Here is a 17464-nt window from a genome sequence, read left to right as displayed (position 1 = left end):
TCTTCGTCAAATATTATCCTCAAGCGCTTCGTGCGTCAAAGATGAAAACATGCGTAAAAGCGAGAAAAACGAAGAAAACATTAATTTATTGAGGGAGGTCGTGGAAGAAGGAATTGTTTCGAGGTCCGTGACGCTGGAGGTTCTCACGACCAAAAAGCCGACGACGATCGTTCAAAGTGTGCGAGGCAAGGAAGTTCTTGTTACCGGCAATCCCGTTTTCGACGAGAAAGGCGAGCTGATCAATGTCGTGACCAATATACGGGATATTTCCGAATTGAATACGCTCAAACAGGATTTGGAGAAAACGAAGGCATTGACGGAAAAATACTACTCCGAGCTTACCATGCTCAGGCAAAAGGCCGATGAATCCATAGGCATGGTTGCCCACAGCGCGGAAATGCAGCAAATTGTCAGCCTGGCCTCGCGCGTCGCCCAGGTTGATTCCACCTTGTTAATATTGGGGGAATCCGGTGTGGGCAAGGAAGTGATTGCACGATTGATTCATGAGCAGGGTAACCGGAAAAAAGGGCCTTTCATCAAAGTGAACTGCGGGGCAATTCCCCGTGAGCTTCTGGAGTCCGAGCTGTTCGGATATGAAGCGGGTGCGTTTACCGGGGCTAACCGCCGGGGCAAGCAGGGGATGTTTGAATTGGCCAACAACGGCATTTTATTTCTGGATGAAGTCGGCGAGCTGCCTTTGGACCTGCAGGTCAAGCTTTTGCACGTGCTGCAGGACCGGGAAGTGACCCGGGTGGGCGGGACGAAAAGCGTTCAGGTTAACGTGCGTGTCATCTCTGCCACAAACCGGGATCTGAACCAAATGGTAAAGGAGGGGACATTCCGGCAGGACTTGTATTACCGCCTGAATATTGTGCCGATCCGGATTCCTCCGCTGCGTGAACGGACGGCCGACATCATCCCGCTTGCTTACTTTTTTCTGCATAGAATGAATCAGAAATACGGCATGCAAAAAAAACTGTCTTTTGATCTGCTGAACAATTTGAAAAACTATCCGTGGCCGGGAAATATACGGGAATTGGAAAATTTCATAGAAAGATTGATTGTGATCACCGAAGAAGATGAGATTTCGTATGAGCATGTTCCCAGTGAAATGTTTTCCCGGGAAGAACAAACATTGGAAATCGACCGTCCTTTGAAGCAGATCATGAGGGATGTCGAAAGGGAAATCCTGTCAAGAAGCCTGAAAAAATATAAAACAACAAGAAAAACGGCCAGCGCGCTTGGCATTGACCAATCCACCCTGGTAAGAAAAATTCAGAGATTGAACATAAAGGTTCTTTCGACGGAAGATGTGTAATCGCTTTCAAAAAATATGGCATAAAAATTGCATTAAAGAATAGAGGTGAAATATAAAGTTTGGGGGGATCCAAATGGAAATACCAAGTTTTGATCTTGCCGGCAAAACAGCTTTGGTTACGGGAGGAAGCAAAGGGATTGGTTTTGGTATGGCCATGGCCTTGGGGCATTACGGAGCAGATTTGGCGATTGTCGGAAGAAACCCCCAGGATGGGGAAGACGCTGTCCGCGCTTTTAAGGAGAAAGGAATGCAGGCGGAATTTTTTCAGGCCGATGTCACTGACAAAGCTCAGGTAGCGAGAATCGTTGTTGAGGTCGTCGGACATTTTGGGAAAATTGATATTTTGTTAAACAATGCGGGAATGAATATTCGCAAACCGTTGACAGAGGTTGAGGAAGCGGACTGGGATCAGGTTCTTGCCACCAATCTCAAGGGAATATTTCTTGTCGGTCAAGCGGTCGCACGCCATATGATCACACGAAACAAGGGAAGGATCATCAACGTTTCATCGATTCTCGGCAGCATTGGTTTGCCAAATCAAACGAGCTATGCGGCATCCAAGGGAGGCATCAACCAGTTGACGAAGGTGTGGGCGGCTGAACTGGCGCCTTACCAAATTACCGTTAACGGGATCGGACCAGCTTATATCAAAACGCCCATGACCGAAAAATGGATGAGCGATCCGAAACGATATTCCGAAATCGTCAGCAGCACACTGCTTGGAAGAATCGGCGAATTGGAAGATTTGGCAGGACCGGTTGTATTTCTTGCCTCCGATACCTCAGCATATGTAACGGGTCAAATCCTTTATGTGGACGGCGGTTGGCTCGCCAGGTAGCTGTAGGGGCTGCCTATTTTGAGGAAGGAGGAAAAAAGATGTGGAACGACCAGGAAAAAGCCGGGATAACCCGAAAGCAAGCCTTTGGACGCAATCTGCTGGTCTTTTCCAACCGCCCGACGAATTTGACAGATGTACTGAAATGGACGGTTTCCCGTTTTCCGGAACGGGAGGCTTTGGTCATGGGAAATGAAAGAATCCAGTATCGGCGGCTGTGGGAGTTTACAGAGAATGCGGCGGCACATCTATATCATCAATATCAAATCAGAAAAGGCGAAAGGGTAGCTCTTCTGCTCGACAATTGCATCGAATTTGTTATTGCTTTTTTTGCTTGTTCGAGGCTTGGCGCGATTGCTGTCCCCTTAAATACGAGGCTGGCGCAAAAGGAAATTGCCTTTATGCTGAAACAGTCCAACTCGTCGATTCTGATAGCGGATATGGAGTTTGCCGGCAATGTTGAGCATGCTGAGCAAATATCGCCTTCAATCCGGCACAAATTTAGCGTCGGAGGGCAGATGGACGGGTTTACCGCCTTCGAGGCTTTGACGTCCCCGGCAGAACCGGCGCCATCCGCAGCCGTTCATGAAGAGGACCCCCTGTACATTATGTATACCTCGGGCACAACCGGGACTCCGAAAGGGGCCGTAGGCAGTCACCTCGGGATTATTCATTCGGTCATGTGCTATGCCCGAATCCTGAAAACCTCCGAACGGGACCGTTCGCTGGATGCCGTGCCGCTTTTCCATGTAACCGGATTGGTGGGCCAGCTTGTTCACATGATTTATGTCGGCGGTACAAATGTATTGATGAGGCGCTTTAAGGCGGATGAATTCATACGGCTTTTGTCGGAGGAAAAAATCACGTTTACCTTTAATGTTCCGACCATATATGTCATCATCATGTCCCATCCCTTGTTTAAAGCGTATACTTATGAGACAGTGAGGGTATTGGCCTACGGAGGGGCTCCCATGTCCCCGCAAACGATCCATCAGCTCAAACAGGAGTTTCCCGGGGTTCATCTTCACAACGCATACGGCGCCACGGAAACGACATCGCCGACCACGGTCATGCCGCTGCATTATCAGGAGAAAAAGCTTTCATCCGTAGGCTATCCGATTCCGGTCATCGAGCTCAAGCTTGTCAATGAGCGGGGGCAGGAATGCGGGCCGTCCGAGGTTGGAGAACTGTGGATTAAAGGCCCGAATGTTGTAGCCGGTTATTGGGACAACGACGAGGCGAATAAAAAGTCCTTTGCCGGCGATTATTGGCGTTCCGGTGATCTTGCCATGAAGGATGAAGACGGGTTCATTTATATCATGGACCGTTCCAAGGATATGATCAACCGTGGGGGAGAAAAGATTTTTTCCATCGAGGTGGAAAATTTACTATACAGTCACGCGAAAGTATTCGAAGCTGCGGTTGTCGGCGTTCCGGATCCCGTATTTGGCGAAAGGGTCAAAGCGGTGATCGTACCGAAGCCTGGAACCACAGTTGCCGCGGAAGAGTTCAAACAGTTTGTCCGGGCGCATTTGGCTGATTATAAAGTGCCGGAAATCGTGGAATTTTGTACGGAGCTCCCCCGTAATCCGGGCGGCAAAATATTGAAAAGCCTGCTGCGCGAAACGATGCACAACGATGAAAAAAGAATGAATGGCTAAAGGGGTTATACCATGGAACAGCTTTTTTGGATTGAAAGCAGGGATGCCAAAAACATCTCGGCAATCGTTCATTTCCCAGAGGCTGCGGAGGCCGGCGGGAAGCGGCCGGTGGTTGTTTATTGCCACGGCTTTACCGCGAATAAGACCTCTGACAACCGAATGGGTGTAAGAATGGCCAGAAAATTGCGCAATCAGGGTTTCCTGGTCGTTCGTTTTGATTATATCGGCTCAGGTGAAAGCGAAGGCGAATTCGAAACAGATACCCATTTCACCGGATGGCTGCAGGATGCTGACACTGTGATTTCTTGGATTAAGGCGCTGCCTGAAGCGGATGAAAAGCGAATCGGGCTGATCGGCCACAGTCTGGGCGGAGCCCTGGTGACGCATTTATCCGCATTGAATCCCGATGTTCAAGCGGTTTGCGCGCTGGCTCCCGTTTCGCGTTTGGAGGAAAATTTCAAGCAGATTATTATTGGGCCCGAGCTGTGGCAGCAGGCGCTCGACAAACAGACGATCCGCGATTTTTACAATAAAAAATACAGCTTGTCGCCATTCTTTGTAGAGGATCTGCTGAAATACGACATATTGGGGAGCGCGCGCAGCGTCCAAAAGCCATTCCTGATCATTCACGGCAATGCGGATCAGGCGGTTCCCTATCAGCACAGCCTGCAGCTGCATGAAGCCTTGGGCTCGAAGGACAAACAAATTAAGATTTTGGAGCGGGAAGCGCATCTTTTCAGCGAAGCGATGGATCCGGTATTAAGCGAATGGTTCACCCAAAAGCTGTGAAACTGATAGAAGGAGATGAAGCAAGATGCCTAATAGTATGAAACAACGGGAAGCCGTGGAGTTTTTGCAGCGGCTGATTCAAATTAACAGTGTGAACCCGCCCGGGAATGAAAGATGGGTTGCGGATGTAATCGCGGAGCGTGCTAAAAAATACGGCTTGGACAACGAAATCATCAGGCTGGATGAAAACCGCGCCAATATCATCGTTCGGTTAAAAGGCAGCGGCAGCAAACCGGCACTGGTCTTCAGCGGACATTTGGATACCGTTCCGGCAGGGGAAAATCCCTGGATAGCAGACCCCTTTTCCGGCGAAGAAATAGACGGGAAAATATACGGCAGGGGCGCCTCCGATATGAAGAGCGGAGTGGCCGCTATGATCGAGGCGATGATTTCACTTCATGCCGCAGGAGCCGAATTTCCCGGCGATATCATTTTTGCCGGAACTGCCGGTGAAGAAGTGGACTGTCTCGGGGCGCAGGCCTTTATGGACGAGAATGTTTTTTCGGCCGCGGGAGCGATTGTGATCGGCGAACCGACCAGCGGGGAAGTCTTTATTGCGCACAAGGGCGCGCTGTGGCTGGAAATTACAACCTACGGCAAGACAGCGCACGGCTCGATGCCGGACCAGGGAATCAATGCGATTGTGCATATGAATCAAATCATCAACCGGCTGCAGCAGTATTCGTTCTCCTATGCGGAAAAGCACCAGCTGCTGGGAGAGCCTACGTTAAATATTAGCACCATTTCCGGAGGCATCAAAACTAATGTGGTTCCGGACCGCTGCGTGCTGACTGTCGATATCCGGACCATACCGGAAATGGAGCATAAACAAATTTTCCGGGAAATCAAAGCCATTCTTGAGGAGCTGGAAGCAGCAACGGAGCATTTCCGCGCGGAAATTCGCGTCGTCAATGATCGCCAATCGATTTCGACTGACCGCAGCCATCCTTTGGTCGACACGGCTGTTCGGACGAATCAGCAAATCAAAGGCCATCTCAGTGAGCCGAAGGGTGTCAATTACTATACGGACGGCTCAGTCTTCGCTCCGGCAACCGGGCTGCCGATCATCATTTACGGACCGGGCGACGAGAAGCTTGCGCATCAGCCGGATGAATATGTGGAAATCGATAAATATCTTGAATCAATTCAATACTATGCCAAATTTGCCCGCAATTATTTTGAAAACCAATAAGCCGGTGCGGGTGTTCATCAGAACGGAGGGAAAGCATGACTGATGCAACCTTGAGAGCTGCAGCCATACAGATGAATTGCATTCTGGGGGATAAGCAACAAAATTTATCAAAGGCCGGACAATTGATTGCGGAGGCGGTTAGTCTAGGGGCCAAACTGATTGTTCTGCCCGAACTGTTTAATACGGGATATCGCGTGGAGGAGCAGGATCCGGATTTGGCCGAGCCGATCCCGGGAACGACAACGGATTGGATGATGGAGCAAGCCAGGGAACATGACATTTATCTGGTCGGATGTATCATGGAGCAAGGCAGCCCGAAAGGAGTTGTCTATGATACGGCCATTATAACGGGACCGCAAGGGCTGATCGGCTCTTACCGGAAGATTTACTTATGGAACGCAGAATTGACGAGATTTTGCAGAGGCGGCGAATATCCGGTTTTTGAGTTAGAGTTCGGATGCCTGGGCATGCAGATTTGTTATGATGTGGGATTTCCCGAAGCAGCCCGCACACTAAGTCAAAAGGGAGCCGACATCATCGTATATCCCTCGGCTTTTGGAATGCCCCGGCTCTATGCATGGGACATCGCAACCCGATCCAGGGCATTGGAAAACGGGGTTTATCTGATCGCCGCCAATCGTTCGGGTATTGAAAAGGGACAAACCGAGTTTTGCGGAACAAGCAGAATCGTCAATCCGAAAGGACAAGTACTGGCTGAAGCCGTTCAACCGGATCAGGTGATTGTCGCCGATTTGCAGCTGTCCGATGTCATCAAGCAAAGGAGGGAAATCCCTTATTTGCGGGACCTGCTGAGCAGACCTGCTTTACGATAAGCTTGCACGCCGAGCCTCCCATCGACAATTTACCGCAAACTTTTTCCGCCCCCCACAATTCGACAGTTATTGACTGAATGTTTAAGTACAATATAGATAAGAAGATTACTGACAATATCGTATGGGTGGGGGAACGAATGAAATTTATTTCTAGTGGTTGAGAGGGCCGTCAAATAGGGAACATTAATATTTGCATTGCTGGGTTTATTGAAATTGTGGTTTGTCTGGTATGGGATGAAGGCGCTTCAGATCCTCCAGACCTGGGGTGTGCTCATTTACGGGGTCCTGCTTGGAATTAGTATCATGACGTTAATCAATCATTACATGATCGCCGATCCGTCGCAATGGGTATCGGAAATCCCGTTTTCGAGGAACCAATTATGGACAGCTTTTATGATCGTGAACGGACAAATGGTTTTCCAGGGATTGATGGCAACCGATTATGGGAGATTCGCAAAGGAAGAAGCCGGTTATAAAGGCGGTTTTTTAAGTATGATCGGGATGCTGATTCCCATGTTCTTGACCATCCTGATCGGTCCTTTGTTCGCCTATACGATTATGCCGACAATTGGCGGAGGGAATGCAGCTTTATTGGCTTCCGACTCAGGCTTTGTATATCCGACCGTGATGGGTATATGGGGTGTTCTGTTTGTCGTCGTAACGCAAATCCGGATCAATGTGATGAATTTATACTCCGGCTCTTTAGCGCTGTCCAATACATTTTCTCTGGCCTTCCGCTTTACCCCGGGAAGACAATGGTGGATGGTGTTGGTTTATGCCTTGGGAACTATTTTTTATACATTCAATATCCTGCAGTACTTAAACACTTGGCTGGCGATTACCGGCATTTTGACAAATACGTGGATTTTCATCATTTTAACCGATCATTTTATCTGTAAAAAGTGGCTGAGATTGGGTCCTGCCGATTTTATTGAATATCGCAGGCCGTTTTTATATCGCTGGAACCCGACAGGTCTTATTTCCTTGACCGTCGCTGTCGCAATTGGTTTTAAGAGGGTCACCTGGCGATATCCGGTGGCCCTATTGGCGTCAGCCTTGCAAAGCGCCTGTAACGGCTGCGGAGCACCCACGCCAAAATAAACACAATTATCAGAAATGTAAATATATTGCGATAAAATATTTACATTCTGTCTAATGCATTTAACGTAGCGAAATAGTACCATGGACAAATAATGGACAAAATCCATTCCGCAAGCTCCGCTATTAAGTCCTCTGCTTCTTTGTCTCTCATCAAGTTCTTGAGCTTTCCCAATACTTCTTCACAATTCGTTATGAAAAGGTGGGATGTTTTTTGAGTATGACGGGCGCGTTTATGGGGTACTTCATTTTTGCTTTGTTTGCAGTTATCCTTCTACTGATTTCCAGGTATATCAACAGGCGGTTTTCCCTCAACAGTGTCGATGAGATGCTTACGGCCGGCAGAAAAGTTCCGTTCGGGCTAGTATCGGCCAGCGTCTTTGTGGCATGGGTTTGGACGTTGACCATTATGGGGGCCTCGGAAGCGGGAGTATGGTATGGAGTTAGCGGAGGATTCAACTACGGTTGGGGAGCGATCGTACCGTTTATAATCTTCATACCGGTTGCACTGCGGCTAAGAAAAATCATGCCGAGGACAACGACTTTTATTGAATTTATCCGGGAACGTTTTGGAACAAAATTGGCCAACGTGTTTTTTGTATTTGGAATCGCCTTGGTCCTCTATGTTACCGTGGAACAAGCTGTTGGGATCGCGTATGCGTTCCAATTTACCTTTGGGATGAATTATAAATTGATTGCAGTACTGTCTGCGGTGCTTTTTGCAGTATATATTGCAATGGCCGGTTTACGCGGGTCGATTTATAACTCTGTTTTTCAGTTTTTCGTCATTATTTTCATAGTGTTTCTGATTGTGCCGCTCATCGTTAAAGAGGTTGGCCTATCAACAATGTTCAATGGTTTGCTTGATGCCAGCCTCAACAAGGACAACCCTAATTATAATCCCGAGGCGCTGGACTTCTTCAGTACAGCCGGATTGCGATATGGATTTACCGCAGTGGTCGTCGCCATGGGCCAGGTCATTCTGAGTCAAGGATATTATTCAACGGCGGCAGCGGCATCCAGTACGAGAAGTCTTTTTTGGGCTTACTTGATTGGGACTATTTTGGCATGGTTGCCACTGCCCATCATATTTGGAAATGTGGTTGGGGGAAGCGTATATGCATTGAAGGTTACGTCCGATCAACTTTCTTTGGCGTCAGGCGCGGCACCGTATATTTTTCAGCATTTCCTCGGGGCATTTGGCGGCATCGCCTTCGTGATCTTGATTTTCATGGCCGGGTTAACTACCGGAGGCAACGGATTGGCAGGGGTTCAAGCCATGTTTACCGTTGACTTCTACCAACGATATATCAATAAGACGGCAACGGAAAAACAGCAAACAAAGTTTGGTCAAAAAATCACGGTTGTTATGGGAATCGTTATTGGAATCTCCGCTGCGTTTTTGGAAGGGGTTTCACTCTTGAAAATTGACATTTTCAGCGGAATCCTTTTTGCCGCACCAACGGCAGCTTTTGTTGTAGGTCTATGGTCCTCCCGACTAAACAGGGAGGTAGCGTTATTATCCGTGGTGGCGGGGGTCCTTTCCGGACTGCTGGCGTATTTTCTAATTAATGATGAGGACTTGAACTGGTTTATCGGCAATATATTGGCCTTGATCATTCCCTTGGTGATTATTTTGGTTTCACTTCCTTTCGCAAAGACACGTTACAATTTTGAAACCCTCAAAGATTATCAACCGCAACACAAGGTAATGCTTTGATAATCCCTGTTAAATATGAATTTGTAGGAAAGGGGACAACCTATGTCTGAATTGATGTTCAACTTTTACTACTGGTTCACTTTCATTTGGGGTGCAGCCGGAATGTTGTTTATTGCTGTTGTCGTCATTCGGGAGATTTTCATGCAGATGCGGTCCTTGAGTCGAGGCTCCAACAGCAGGCCGGAAACACATGTTGAGATGGGTGAAGGACAATGAACGTAAAGCTGTTTTTGGCCCAGATGGAGCCGATCCTGTATGATAAGCAAGCAAATTTGGAAAAAATGCATCGCTTCATGCAACAAGCGGCGCAAGGCCAAGCGGACTTGATCTTGTTTCCGGAACTCTGTCTGACAGGCTATTTTACGAGGGACAGAACCGCGGAGTTGAGTGAGGATGAAACGGGTTCCAGCATACAACAAGTTGCGGATTGGGCGAGACAGTTCAAACTAATGACCGTATTTGGTTTTCCCGAACGGCGAGACGGACTGATTTACAACTCCGCTTGTCTGATCAACCATGATGGAAGCATTTTGGGGACCTATCAAAAAATTCATCTTTGGGATGAGGAGAGCAAGTATTTTTCAAGCGGGGAAAGCTTTCATGTGTGGGATACGGAAATGGGCAGGATCGGAATCATGATTTGTTACGACACCGAATTTCCCGAGACAGCACGGATACTGGCTCTAAAGGGAGCGGAAATCATTCTGGCACCAACTGCAAATATGAGCCCATTCGAACATGCTCAAAGTGTTCAAATTCAATGCCGGGCGGTGGAAAATCAAGTGTTTGTTGCTACGACAAATCGCATTGGAACAGAAGAGTCCACACGTTTTTTTGGAGAAAGCTCGGTGGCGGATCCATTTGGGAAGCATGTACTTTTGGGTAATCAGGAAGAAAAAGGATACCTGGTACAAATCGATTTGACGGATTTGAACATGGCGCGCCGGTTTCCGAAATATCTGGACGACCGGCGTCCGGAACTCTACGCGAATTTAGCCGAATGTGATTGAACAAAGTTGAAAGCCTCTATGGATTCCACAAACCGATGGTCGGAGGAATCGTAACAAACAGCAAATTCCTGTCGTATCTCGACGGGGATTTGCTGTAGAAGTATTCGACGATTCATTTTTGTAATTATACCATGCGCCTTACACGATATATTTTTCTTTCTCTGCGAGTCGATCGGCGATGCTTCTTTTTAAGAGAAACGTGTTGATTCCGGCTGCGCTGCGGATGGGGTTCATTGCCGACAGCATCGTATACAGCTCGGGAACTTCGTTCATGATCACGTTTTCTGTCAAATCGCGAATCTTGATCATGGACTCATAACAGAAGACTTGCGTCATCTGCACGGAGTGAACCGCTTTTTCCTCCCCCAGCCGGTCGACTCTTCGATTGGTTCTTAACCATATGCTCTCCATCGCATAGATCAGGATCGCCATTTCACTGAGAGCAGCGGCGATCTCCTGCTGGGAATCGATTTCTTCCGCATATTTGGTGATCGCATGCCCGATGGCCAATTGAAAATGTTTTCTCGCCAGCATGATGAAATGCTTCTCCCGATCCAAGGCACTGGTGCCGGCAGGGGCTTCGGGATGCTTCAAAGCGGCAGCTTCCTTCATCAGCTTGGCAAAGTCGTCGGCAATCTGCAGCGGAGTGCGGACCTTTTTTATAATCTGCTTCGGAATGAGCAGGCGGTTGATTTCGTTCGTTCCTTCAAAAATCCGGAAAATCCGTACGTCACGGTAAATCTGTTCAATCCTGTACTCCTTTGTATAGCCGTACCCGCCATGAATTTGCACGGCTTCGTCGGCAATGTGCTGAATAGTCTCCGATGCGAACACCTTGTTGACGGACGCCTCCAGCGCATATTCGGACGCGGCCTTCATCATTTCCGAAACGTAGGTTTGCGGATGGGGATCCAGAGCTTGCAGCTGCTGGTCAATTAAACCCGCGGTGCGATAGACCATGCTTTCCAGCGCATAAGTCAGAATATTCATGTCTGCAAGTTTGTTTTTAATCAATGGAAAGCTCGACAGCGGCTGATTGAACTGTTTTCTTTCCTTTGCGTATTTGACCGAAATCGAAATGACCTCCTTGCTGAGGCCGAGGGAACCTGCGGCCAGCTTCAGGCGCCCGAAGTTTAAAATATTGAAAGCAATCAAATGGCCCTTTCCCGCTTCGCCGAGCAGATTTTCCGTGGGAATCCTGCAGTCCTCAAGGATAATGCTGCGGGTTGAGGTGCCCCTCAAGCCCATTTTATTTTCTTCCGTTCCCAACAGGAGTCCTTCCGTATCCCGCTCCACAATAAATGCGCTGAAATGCTTTCCGTCGATTTTGGCGTAGACGATGAAGATATCGGCAAAGCCCGCATTCGTAATAAATTGTTTTTGTCCGTTCAGCACATAATGCTGCCCGTCTTCCGCCAGCTTTGCGGTTGTTCCGATGCTTAATGCATCCGTGCCGGAGGAAGGCTCCGTCAAGCAATAAGCGGTGATTTGGGTTCCGGCGGCAATCCCAGGCAAATATTTGCGCTTTTGCTTATCGTTTCCGAAGAACACGATGGGGAGCGAGCCGATACCGGCATGACCGCTCATGGTAATCGAAAACGACGGCTGCTTGGCGACGGCCTCTCCGATAATCATTGAGCTCACTTTATCCAGCTCCAGTCCTCCGTAAGCCTCGGGTATATCGGCGCCCAACAGCCCGAGCTCTCCCGCCTGTCGGATGAATTCAACCAGGAGGCCGTAGTCGTGATTTTCAATTCGGGCTTCCGCCGGAACGACCTCCTGCTCCATAAATTCCGCAGCCGACTCCATAATCATCCGATGCTCATCCGTGAAGTCTTCAGGAATAAAAACAGCTTCCGGATTCGTATATTCAAATAGAAACTTTCCTGTAGAAAAGGGGGTTGGGTTCGATTCATTCATCGACGATCTTCCTCTCTTTAAAACGGTTGTCCTCATGTTAACAAAAGAACCGGTTGAAATGAAGGGATTGGAGTCAAGTTTCACTCCGCATTATCAACGAAAAAAATGCAATAAATCGTACACTATGATTATTGTAAGCGCTTTAAAATTAAATCTGGAGGGAACACAGATGGAGAACGCCAAGTGGAATCGCCAGTTCATCAACGGAGTGTCGGGGTGGTCGAAGGAGACGCCGTTCCACAGCTGTTTATCCCCAAATTGATCGAGTTTTATCTCCTCGATGAGATTAATCAGGCTTTCGAGGAGCGTTCGTTTTCTAATCTGTAGAAATACTCATGATCTCAACAGTGATAAAACGAAGTCAATTCGTCACGGTTTTTTTGAATTTTCGCAAATAATTTAGAGCGGCATTTCGTGCAAGGATGATACGATAGGATAAGAACATCTGTTGCGAACAGGAGCATTAATCTTTTGGTCAACGGAGGCTAAGACATGGACGAAGTGCTGCAACAAATTCTAGCGGAAGTCCGCTCAATGCGTGAGGATGTAAACCGTGTGGAAACGAAGCTTGATTCACTCCGGCGGGATCAGGAAGTCACCAATAAGCTTCTGACCGCGACACCGCAGGAATCAAAACCATATAAGAGACTTGTCCAAGGATTCGAGGGAGTTCCGCCCCGGGAATTCAAGCAGCCGAACCGATCTGACGCCCCCCACATCTTCAGGCTTTCCCCCAACCCCTCTGTTTCCTTGATATCCAAAAAAAACGAAGGTCTGACTTCCATTGTTCCCGTTCCTGGTCGTCTCCGTCCCAGGTGATCGCTTCGACATAAGGTGAAAGAGCGTTCGTACCGAAATGTGTGCTACCCATATGAACGATGGTATTTTTTGAAAGTTGCCCAGATGTTTCATGGCAGATCCGCCCAAATCCGCAATTCACATGAATAATACATAGTTTTATCCTACAATTTGCATATAACAAAAGCTTGCTTCAGAAGTTATAATTTATGAATAGACCTCCCATGCCGTCTTCAGGATAGATCAGTGGGAAGGCATTGTTAGACTACCTATTACCTATCTTTTAGGAGGAACTGTGGACATGAAAACAATCGGTGTTGTAGGAGCGGGCACGATGGGCGGAGGAATCGCTCATTTGGCTGCCAGCAGCGGTCTGGATGTAATTTTATATGATTTGAATGATCAGCTTTTGGATGCGGCACGCAATCGAATGAGCAAATTGATGGATAACAGGATCAGCAAAGGCAAAATGTCGGAAGCGGACAAAGCGGAGGTGCTGTCGCGCATCCAATTCACGACCGATCTCGGACGAATGGGCGCAGTCGATTTCGCCATCGAGGTTGTCATTGAAGATATGAACGTGAAAAAACAGATTTTCAAGCAGTTGGATGAAATCTTGCGGCCCGGGGTTATTCTTGCAACGAATACCTCCTCAATGTCGATTACCGAACTGGCACAGGCGACCGGTCGCCAGTCGCAAGTTGCCGGCATGCACTTCTTCAATCCCCCGCAAGTGATGAAGCTGGTTGAAGTGGTGCGGGGATATCAGACAAGCGATGAGACCGTTGCTCAAATCCGGCAGTTGTGCAGCGTGCTGGGAAAAGAGCCGGTGGAGGTGAAGAAGGATTCGCCGGGCTTTATCGTCAATCGCATCATGGTCGCCCAGTTTGTTGAAGCGATCCGTCTGGTCGAAGAGGGAGTAGCCTCTCCGGAGGATATCGACAAAGCGGTTACGCTGGGTCTGAACTATCCAATGGGACCGTTTACCCTGCAGGACTTTGCGGGAGTGGATATCGGTTTATATGTAATGGATTATCTGTATAATGAATACAAGGACAGCCGTTTTGCAGCGCCGATGGCAATCCGCCGAATAGTCAGGGCGGGAAGATTGGGCAAGAAAACCGGCGCAGGGTGGTACGATTACGAATAAAACACATCAAAAAGCGGGTTGATCGATCATGAGTGCAGAAGAGAAATACGAACAACTGAAAAAAAAGTTGGAATCTCACCTCAGGCGAACTTCGCGTCAACTCGTCAAGTTTAATTCTTTGGATGAAACCTTGAATTATTTGATTGAATTGTTTTGGCTTGAATTCACTTGCGATTTCGTTGCCATTATTCTTAATGAAAATCAGAGCTTGGTGCCAAAGGTTTGGAAGGGCGAAATCACGGACATCAAAAATTTGCTGAGCCTTCCTGAAACGGATGTGTCAAACAAGCTGACCGAGCAAACCATGTGGTGGCAGAAGGAAATGCTCGATCTTGACAAGGAATGTCAATTCATCCGCAATCTGCAGGCCGAGAAGCTGACCACCTGGTTTACCGTTCCGCTGAGGGATGACGGCAGAAGCTTCGGCTTTCTGATCGTCGGCTTCCGCAATTTTGTGCCGATCATTATGGATTTGGAGCAAAGCTTCGTCGAATTCGGCAAGGATGTCGCCGTTGCCATGGGTCTCGCCTTGGAAAAGGAAAGCCAGAAACGGAAAATCAAAGGCATCGAGTGGCTGAAGGAAAACGTATTTGGAAGCGATTCCATCGAGCAACTGGTCAACAAAATCGTCAGGCAGGCGGGGAATGGGACGAGCGCCAAAGCGGCGTTTATCTATTTATATGACGACAATGAGCACAGCTTTGTTTTTCAGCCCCCTGCGTTCGGGGAAATGAGCATTCCGGATGTCATGAACGTTGAGGAGAACAAAAGCATCAAGGAGTATTTTCCGCATTTGGAGGAAGTGGGTGGGCGCGAGATAACGGTCCCGCTTGTCGTCAATCTGAAGACGATCGGCGTGCTGCATGTCATTCACGAAAGCAAGCGTTTTACCGACTCGGACCTGGAGCTGCTGCAGTTTCTTTCCTCGCACGTTTCGGCGATGATCGAGAATGCCCGTTTGTACAGCAATGAAATCAACGACAAAAAAAGATTGAAGAGCTTCATGGAGCACCATAAAAAACTCGTGAAGCACACGGTTGACGGCGAGGGGCTCGACGGGATCACGGAAACCCTGTACGATATTCTGCAAAAATCAATTGTGCTGCTGGATCGCTTTTTTCGCCCCGTTTCCTTTAATGTTGCGGAAGAGAATATTTTGGAGCGGGTTATTGAGGCGGTTTCCGAATCCAAGCATGTGCTGCAAAAAATCCGTTCCGAAGAGAAGTGGTTGAGAGTCAAACATCAGGAGGATGCTTATGTCGGCATATGGCCCGTCATCGGCGGCGGTGATTTGTTGGGCTATCTGGCCCTATATACCGATCAGAAGAAAATCAGCAGCAACCTGAGAATCACGCTTGACTATGCGCTCAACGTCTATGCCATTCAATTCATCAAAAAGAAGCTGATCATGGATACGGAAGAACAGCTGAAGGATTATTTTGTGAACCAGTTTCTGAACGAGAAGATTGAAAGCAAGGAGAGGCTGCTGGAGTATTCCCATCTTCTGAATTGGAACGTCTTTGAGGCCCATCGCATCGGCACCCTTTCGATCCAGCTGGAAGAACAAGAGATGGGGCTGCTGGACTTTGAAGCGAGAAAGACGTTTATCTGGGACAAAATCAAAGATCATCTTTCCATTATGTATAAGGATATTATAACCACCCGCAAAAGCGGCGAATTTGTGCTGATCGTTCCCTGCAGCAGAGAAAAAAACGGAGTTCGGCATTTCTGGAATATTCTATTCGATAGGATCAAAGAGATTGTTCACTATGAAAGCCATGACGCAAAGCTGCATTTGGGCATAGGGGACGCCTCTAATAAATTGGAGGATTATTACACAAGCTTCAAGCAGGCGCAGCAGACGCTGAATATCATTGTTCACCGCCATCCGGAAAGCCGGATAGCCGTATTTGAGGAATTGGGCGCTTACACGGTTTTGTTCAATAAGAATGTATCAAAGAATGAAGAAATGTTTCTGGCGAAGTATCTTTTCCCGCTGGCCGAGTACTCCAAAAGCAAGGACACCGATTTATTTCATACTCTGCGGGTGTTCCTGTCGTTGAATAAAAATGCCAAACGGACGGCCGAGGCGCTGTTCATTCATCGAAGCACCCTCATGTACCGTTTGGAGAAGATCTCTGAGCTGCTGGGCGTGAATTTGGACGATGCGGATGAATCCTTCAACTTGATGATGGCCTACAAGCTGTATGATTTGCATTTTGCTGACGGAAGGAAGGAGTAAGCGGAATTATTGTATGAACGAAATTGATATCCCAGGTCTGGTCCGAACCCTGACGGTGCGGGCTTTTTTGATTTTACGCGGGTTTTTAGTTTTTATGCAAGCATACGTCGAAAAATAGTACTTCAGGAACAATAATATAGTCTATTATACATATTACAATTTATACCAATACATGAAAAAATAAACTTTAAAGACGTATTCTATAAATCGGAAGGGAATAAGTAATGTCATATCTACAAGACCATGATTTTAAAGGAGAGAAAATGGGGAACTACAGGACATATTGCATGATGATGTATTTAATAAAATATCAAAATTCGGAATCGGTTTTCAGACAGAGACCTAGACATGCAAATGAAGATCGTCGCTAATGAAGCAGATCATTCGGTTAATTTTTTTTTATGGCTAATAATTTGGAGGAGGAAGTCATGAGTATCTACAAAGTTATCAACAAGGAGAATCAAAAAATTAGCCAATTTACATTAACAACCCTTGCAGGTTTTACTTTTGGGCTACGACCCATTAGGATGGTTTCTACTATCTTGTTTCTTTCCTTTTTTCTATTTTCGCTTGCTATCATTCAGGGGAATGCTCCTGCAGAAGCTTCATCTATTGTTGTAGACGCAAGCAAAGACCCAACAACAAGTGGCTATACAAATACTGGAATATTTTTAACAAGCAATCAGTCGGTTTTAATCCAGGCCATGGGAAGAGCTTACTATGCTGGTACCACAAGTTATTCCACCGATCCTGACGGGAATAGGTATACTTCATCTGGGACAACAGTAGCCCCCAAATATTGTGAATTTGCACATTAATCCGGCAGGGGTTTTGCAAATTAAATCGGCATAAAAAGCAGCTTTTTTTCGTTGTTTTGCAAATTAATTCCGCATAGGAT

Annotated in this window: 16 protein-coding genes; 15 read left to right on the top strand and 1 reads right to left on the bottom strand. The window is 47.4% G+C overall.

Annotated elements, in window-relative coordinates; genetic code table 11:
• The 10 genes from VF724_RS19940 to VF724_RS19895 all read left to right on the top strand — a co-directional run.
• Positions 1-1318: sigma-54 interaction domain-containing protein (locus VF724_RS19940; protein WP_371755985.1), on the top strand; the 1318-nt coding region annotated here is incomplete at its 5' end.
• A 73-nt stretch (positions 1319-1391) separates the two neighbouring features.
• Entirely contained in the window at positions 1392-2156 is a 765-nt protein-coding gene (locus VF724_RS19935; RefSeq protein WP_371755984.1) for an SDR family NAD(P)-dependent oxidoreductase, read from the top strand.
• A gap of 38 nt (positions 2157-2194) precedes the next feature.
• On the top strand, positions 2195-3814 hold the full coding sequence (locus VF724_RS19930) for a class I adenylate-forming enzyme family protein (RefSeq protein ID WP_371755983.1): 1620 nt from the start codon (positions 2195-2197) through the stop codon (positions 3812-3814).
• A gap of 12 nt (positions 3815-3826) precedes the next feature.
• Positions 3827-4603 carry an alpha/beta hydrolase gene (locus VF724_RS19925; protein WP_371755982.1) on the top strand — a complete coding sequence of 259 codons (777 nt, stop codon included), beginning with the start codon at positions 3827-3829 and terminating at the stop codon, positions 4601-4603.
• Between the two features lie 25 nt (positions 4604-4628).
• Positions 4629-5795, top strand: a complete 1167-nt coding sequence (locus VF724_RS19920) for a M20 family metallopeptidase (RefSeq protein WP_371755981.1) — start codon at positions 4629-4631, stop codon at positions 5793-5795.
• 35 nt (positions 5796-5830) lie between these two features.
• Positions 5831-6628: a carbon-nitrogen hydrolase family protein gene (locus tag VF724_RS19915; protein ID WP_371755980.1), complete on the top strand. Its 798-nt coding sequence runs from the start codon at positions 5831-5833 to the stop codon at positions 6626-6628.
• Between the two features lie 207 nt (positions 6629-6835).
• Positions 6836-7729, top strand: coding sequence for a purine-cytosine permease family protein (locus VF724_RS19910; RefSeq protein ID WP_371755979.1), 894 nt, complete (start codon positions 6836-6838; stop codon positions 7727-7729).
• A 217-nt stretch (positions 7730-7946) separates the two neighbouring features.
• Positions 7947-9446, top strand: coding sequence for a sodium:solute symporter family transporter (locus VF724_RS19905; RefSeq protein WP_371755986.1), 1500 nt, complete (start codon positions 7947-7949; stop codon positions 9444-9446).
• A gap of 42 nt (positions 9447-9488) precedes the next feature.
• Positions 9489-9662, top strand: coding sequence for a hypothetical protein (locus VF724_RS19900; RefSeq protein WP_371755978.1), 174 nt, complete (start codon positions 9489-9491; stop codon positions 9660-9662).
• Positions 9659-10456, top strand: coding sequence for a carbon-nitrogen hydrolase family protein (locus tag VF724_RS19895; RefSeq protein WP_371755977.1), 798 nt, complete (start codon positions 9659-9661; stop codon positions 10454-10456). Before VF724_RS19900 ends, VF724_RS19895 begins: the two co-directional genes overlap by 4 nt.
• 138 nt (positions 10457-10594) lie before the next feature.
• Here the strand turns inward: VF724_RS19895 and VF724_RS19890 are convergent, their stop codons facing one another.
• Entirely contained in the window at positions 10595-12376 is a 1782-nt protein-coding gene (locus VF724_RS19890; RefSeq protein WP_371755976.1) for an acyl-CoA dehydrogenase FadE, read from the bottom strand.
• Positions 12377-12559: 183 nt separating this feature from the next.
• Here VF724_RS19890 and VF724_RS19885 point away from each other — a divergent pair, with 183 nt between their 5' ends.
• The 5 genes from VF724_RS19885 to VF724_RS19865 all read left to right on the top strand — a co-directional run bounded on the left by VF724_RS19885 (position 12560) and on the right by VF724_RS19865 (position 17384).
• Positions 12560-12703 carry a hypothetical protein gene (locus VF724_RS19885; RefSeq protein WP_371755987.1) on the top strand — a complete coding sequence of 48 codons (144 nt, stop codon included), beginning with the start codon at positions 12560-12562 and terminating at the stop codon, positions 12701-12703.
• A 165-nt stretch (positions 12704-12868) separates the two neighbouring features.
• Positions 12869-13195 (top strand): hypothetical protein, encoded by a 327-nt coding sequence (locus VF724_RS19880; RefSeq protein WP_371755975.1) that lies wholly within the window; start codon positions 12869-12871, stop codon positions 13193-13195.
• 274 nt (positions 13196-13469) lie between these two features.
• The gene (locus tag VF724_RS19875) at positions 13470-14324 is read left to right on the top strand and encodes a 3-hydroxyacyl-CoA dehydrogenase family protein (protein ID WP_371755974.1); all 855 of its coding nucleotides are present in this window, start codon (positions 13470-13472) and stop codon (positions 14322-14324) included.
• 28 nt (positions 14325-14352) lie between these two features.
• Positions 14353-16566 carry a helix-turn-helix domain-containing protein gene (locus VF724_RS19870; protein ID WP_371755973.1) on the top strand — a complete coding sequence of 738 codons (2214 nt, stop codon included), beginning with the start codon at positions 14353-14355 and terminating at the stop codon, positions 16564-16566.
• 428 nt (positions 16567-16994) lie between these two features.
• A complete protein-coding gene (locus tag VF724_RS19865) occupies positions 16995-17384 on the top strand; it encodes a hypothetical protein (RefSeq protein ID WP_371755972.1) in 390 nt (129 codons plus the stop codon).
• Positions 17385-17464: the final 80 nt, after the last annotated feature.

This window comes from Ferviditalea candida, from assembly GCF_035282765.1.
Classification (GTDB): domain Bacteria; phylum Bacillota; class Bacilli; order Paenibacillales; family KCTC-25726; genus Ferviditalea; species Ferviditalea candida.
This window is presented reverse-complemented; position numbering and strand designations above follow the sequence as displayed.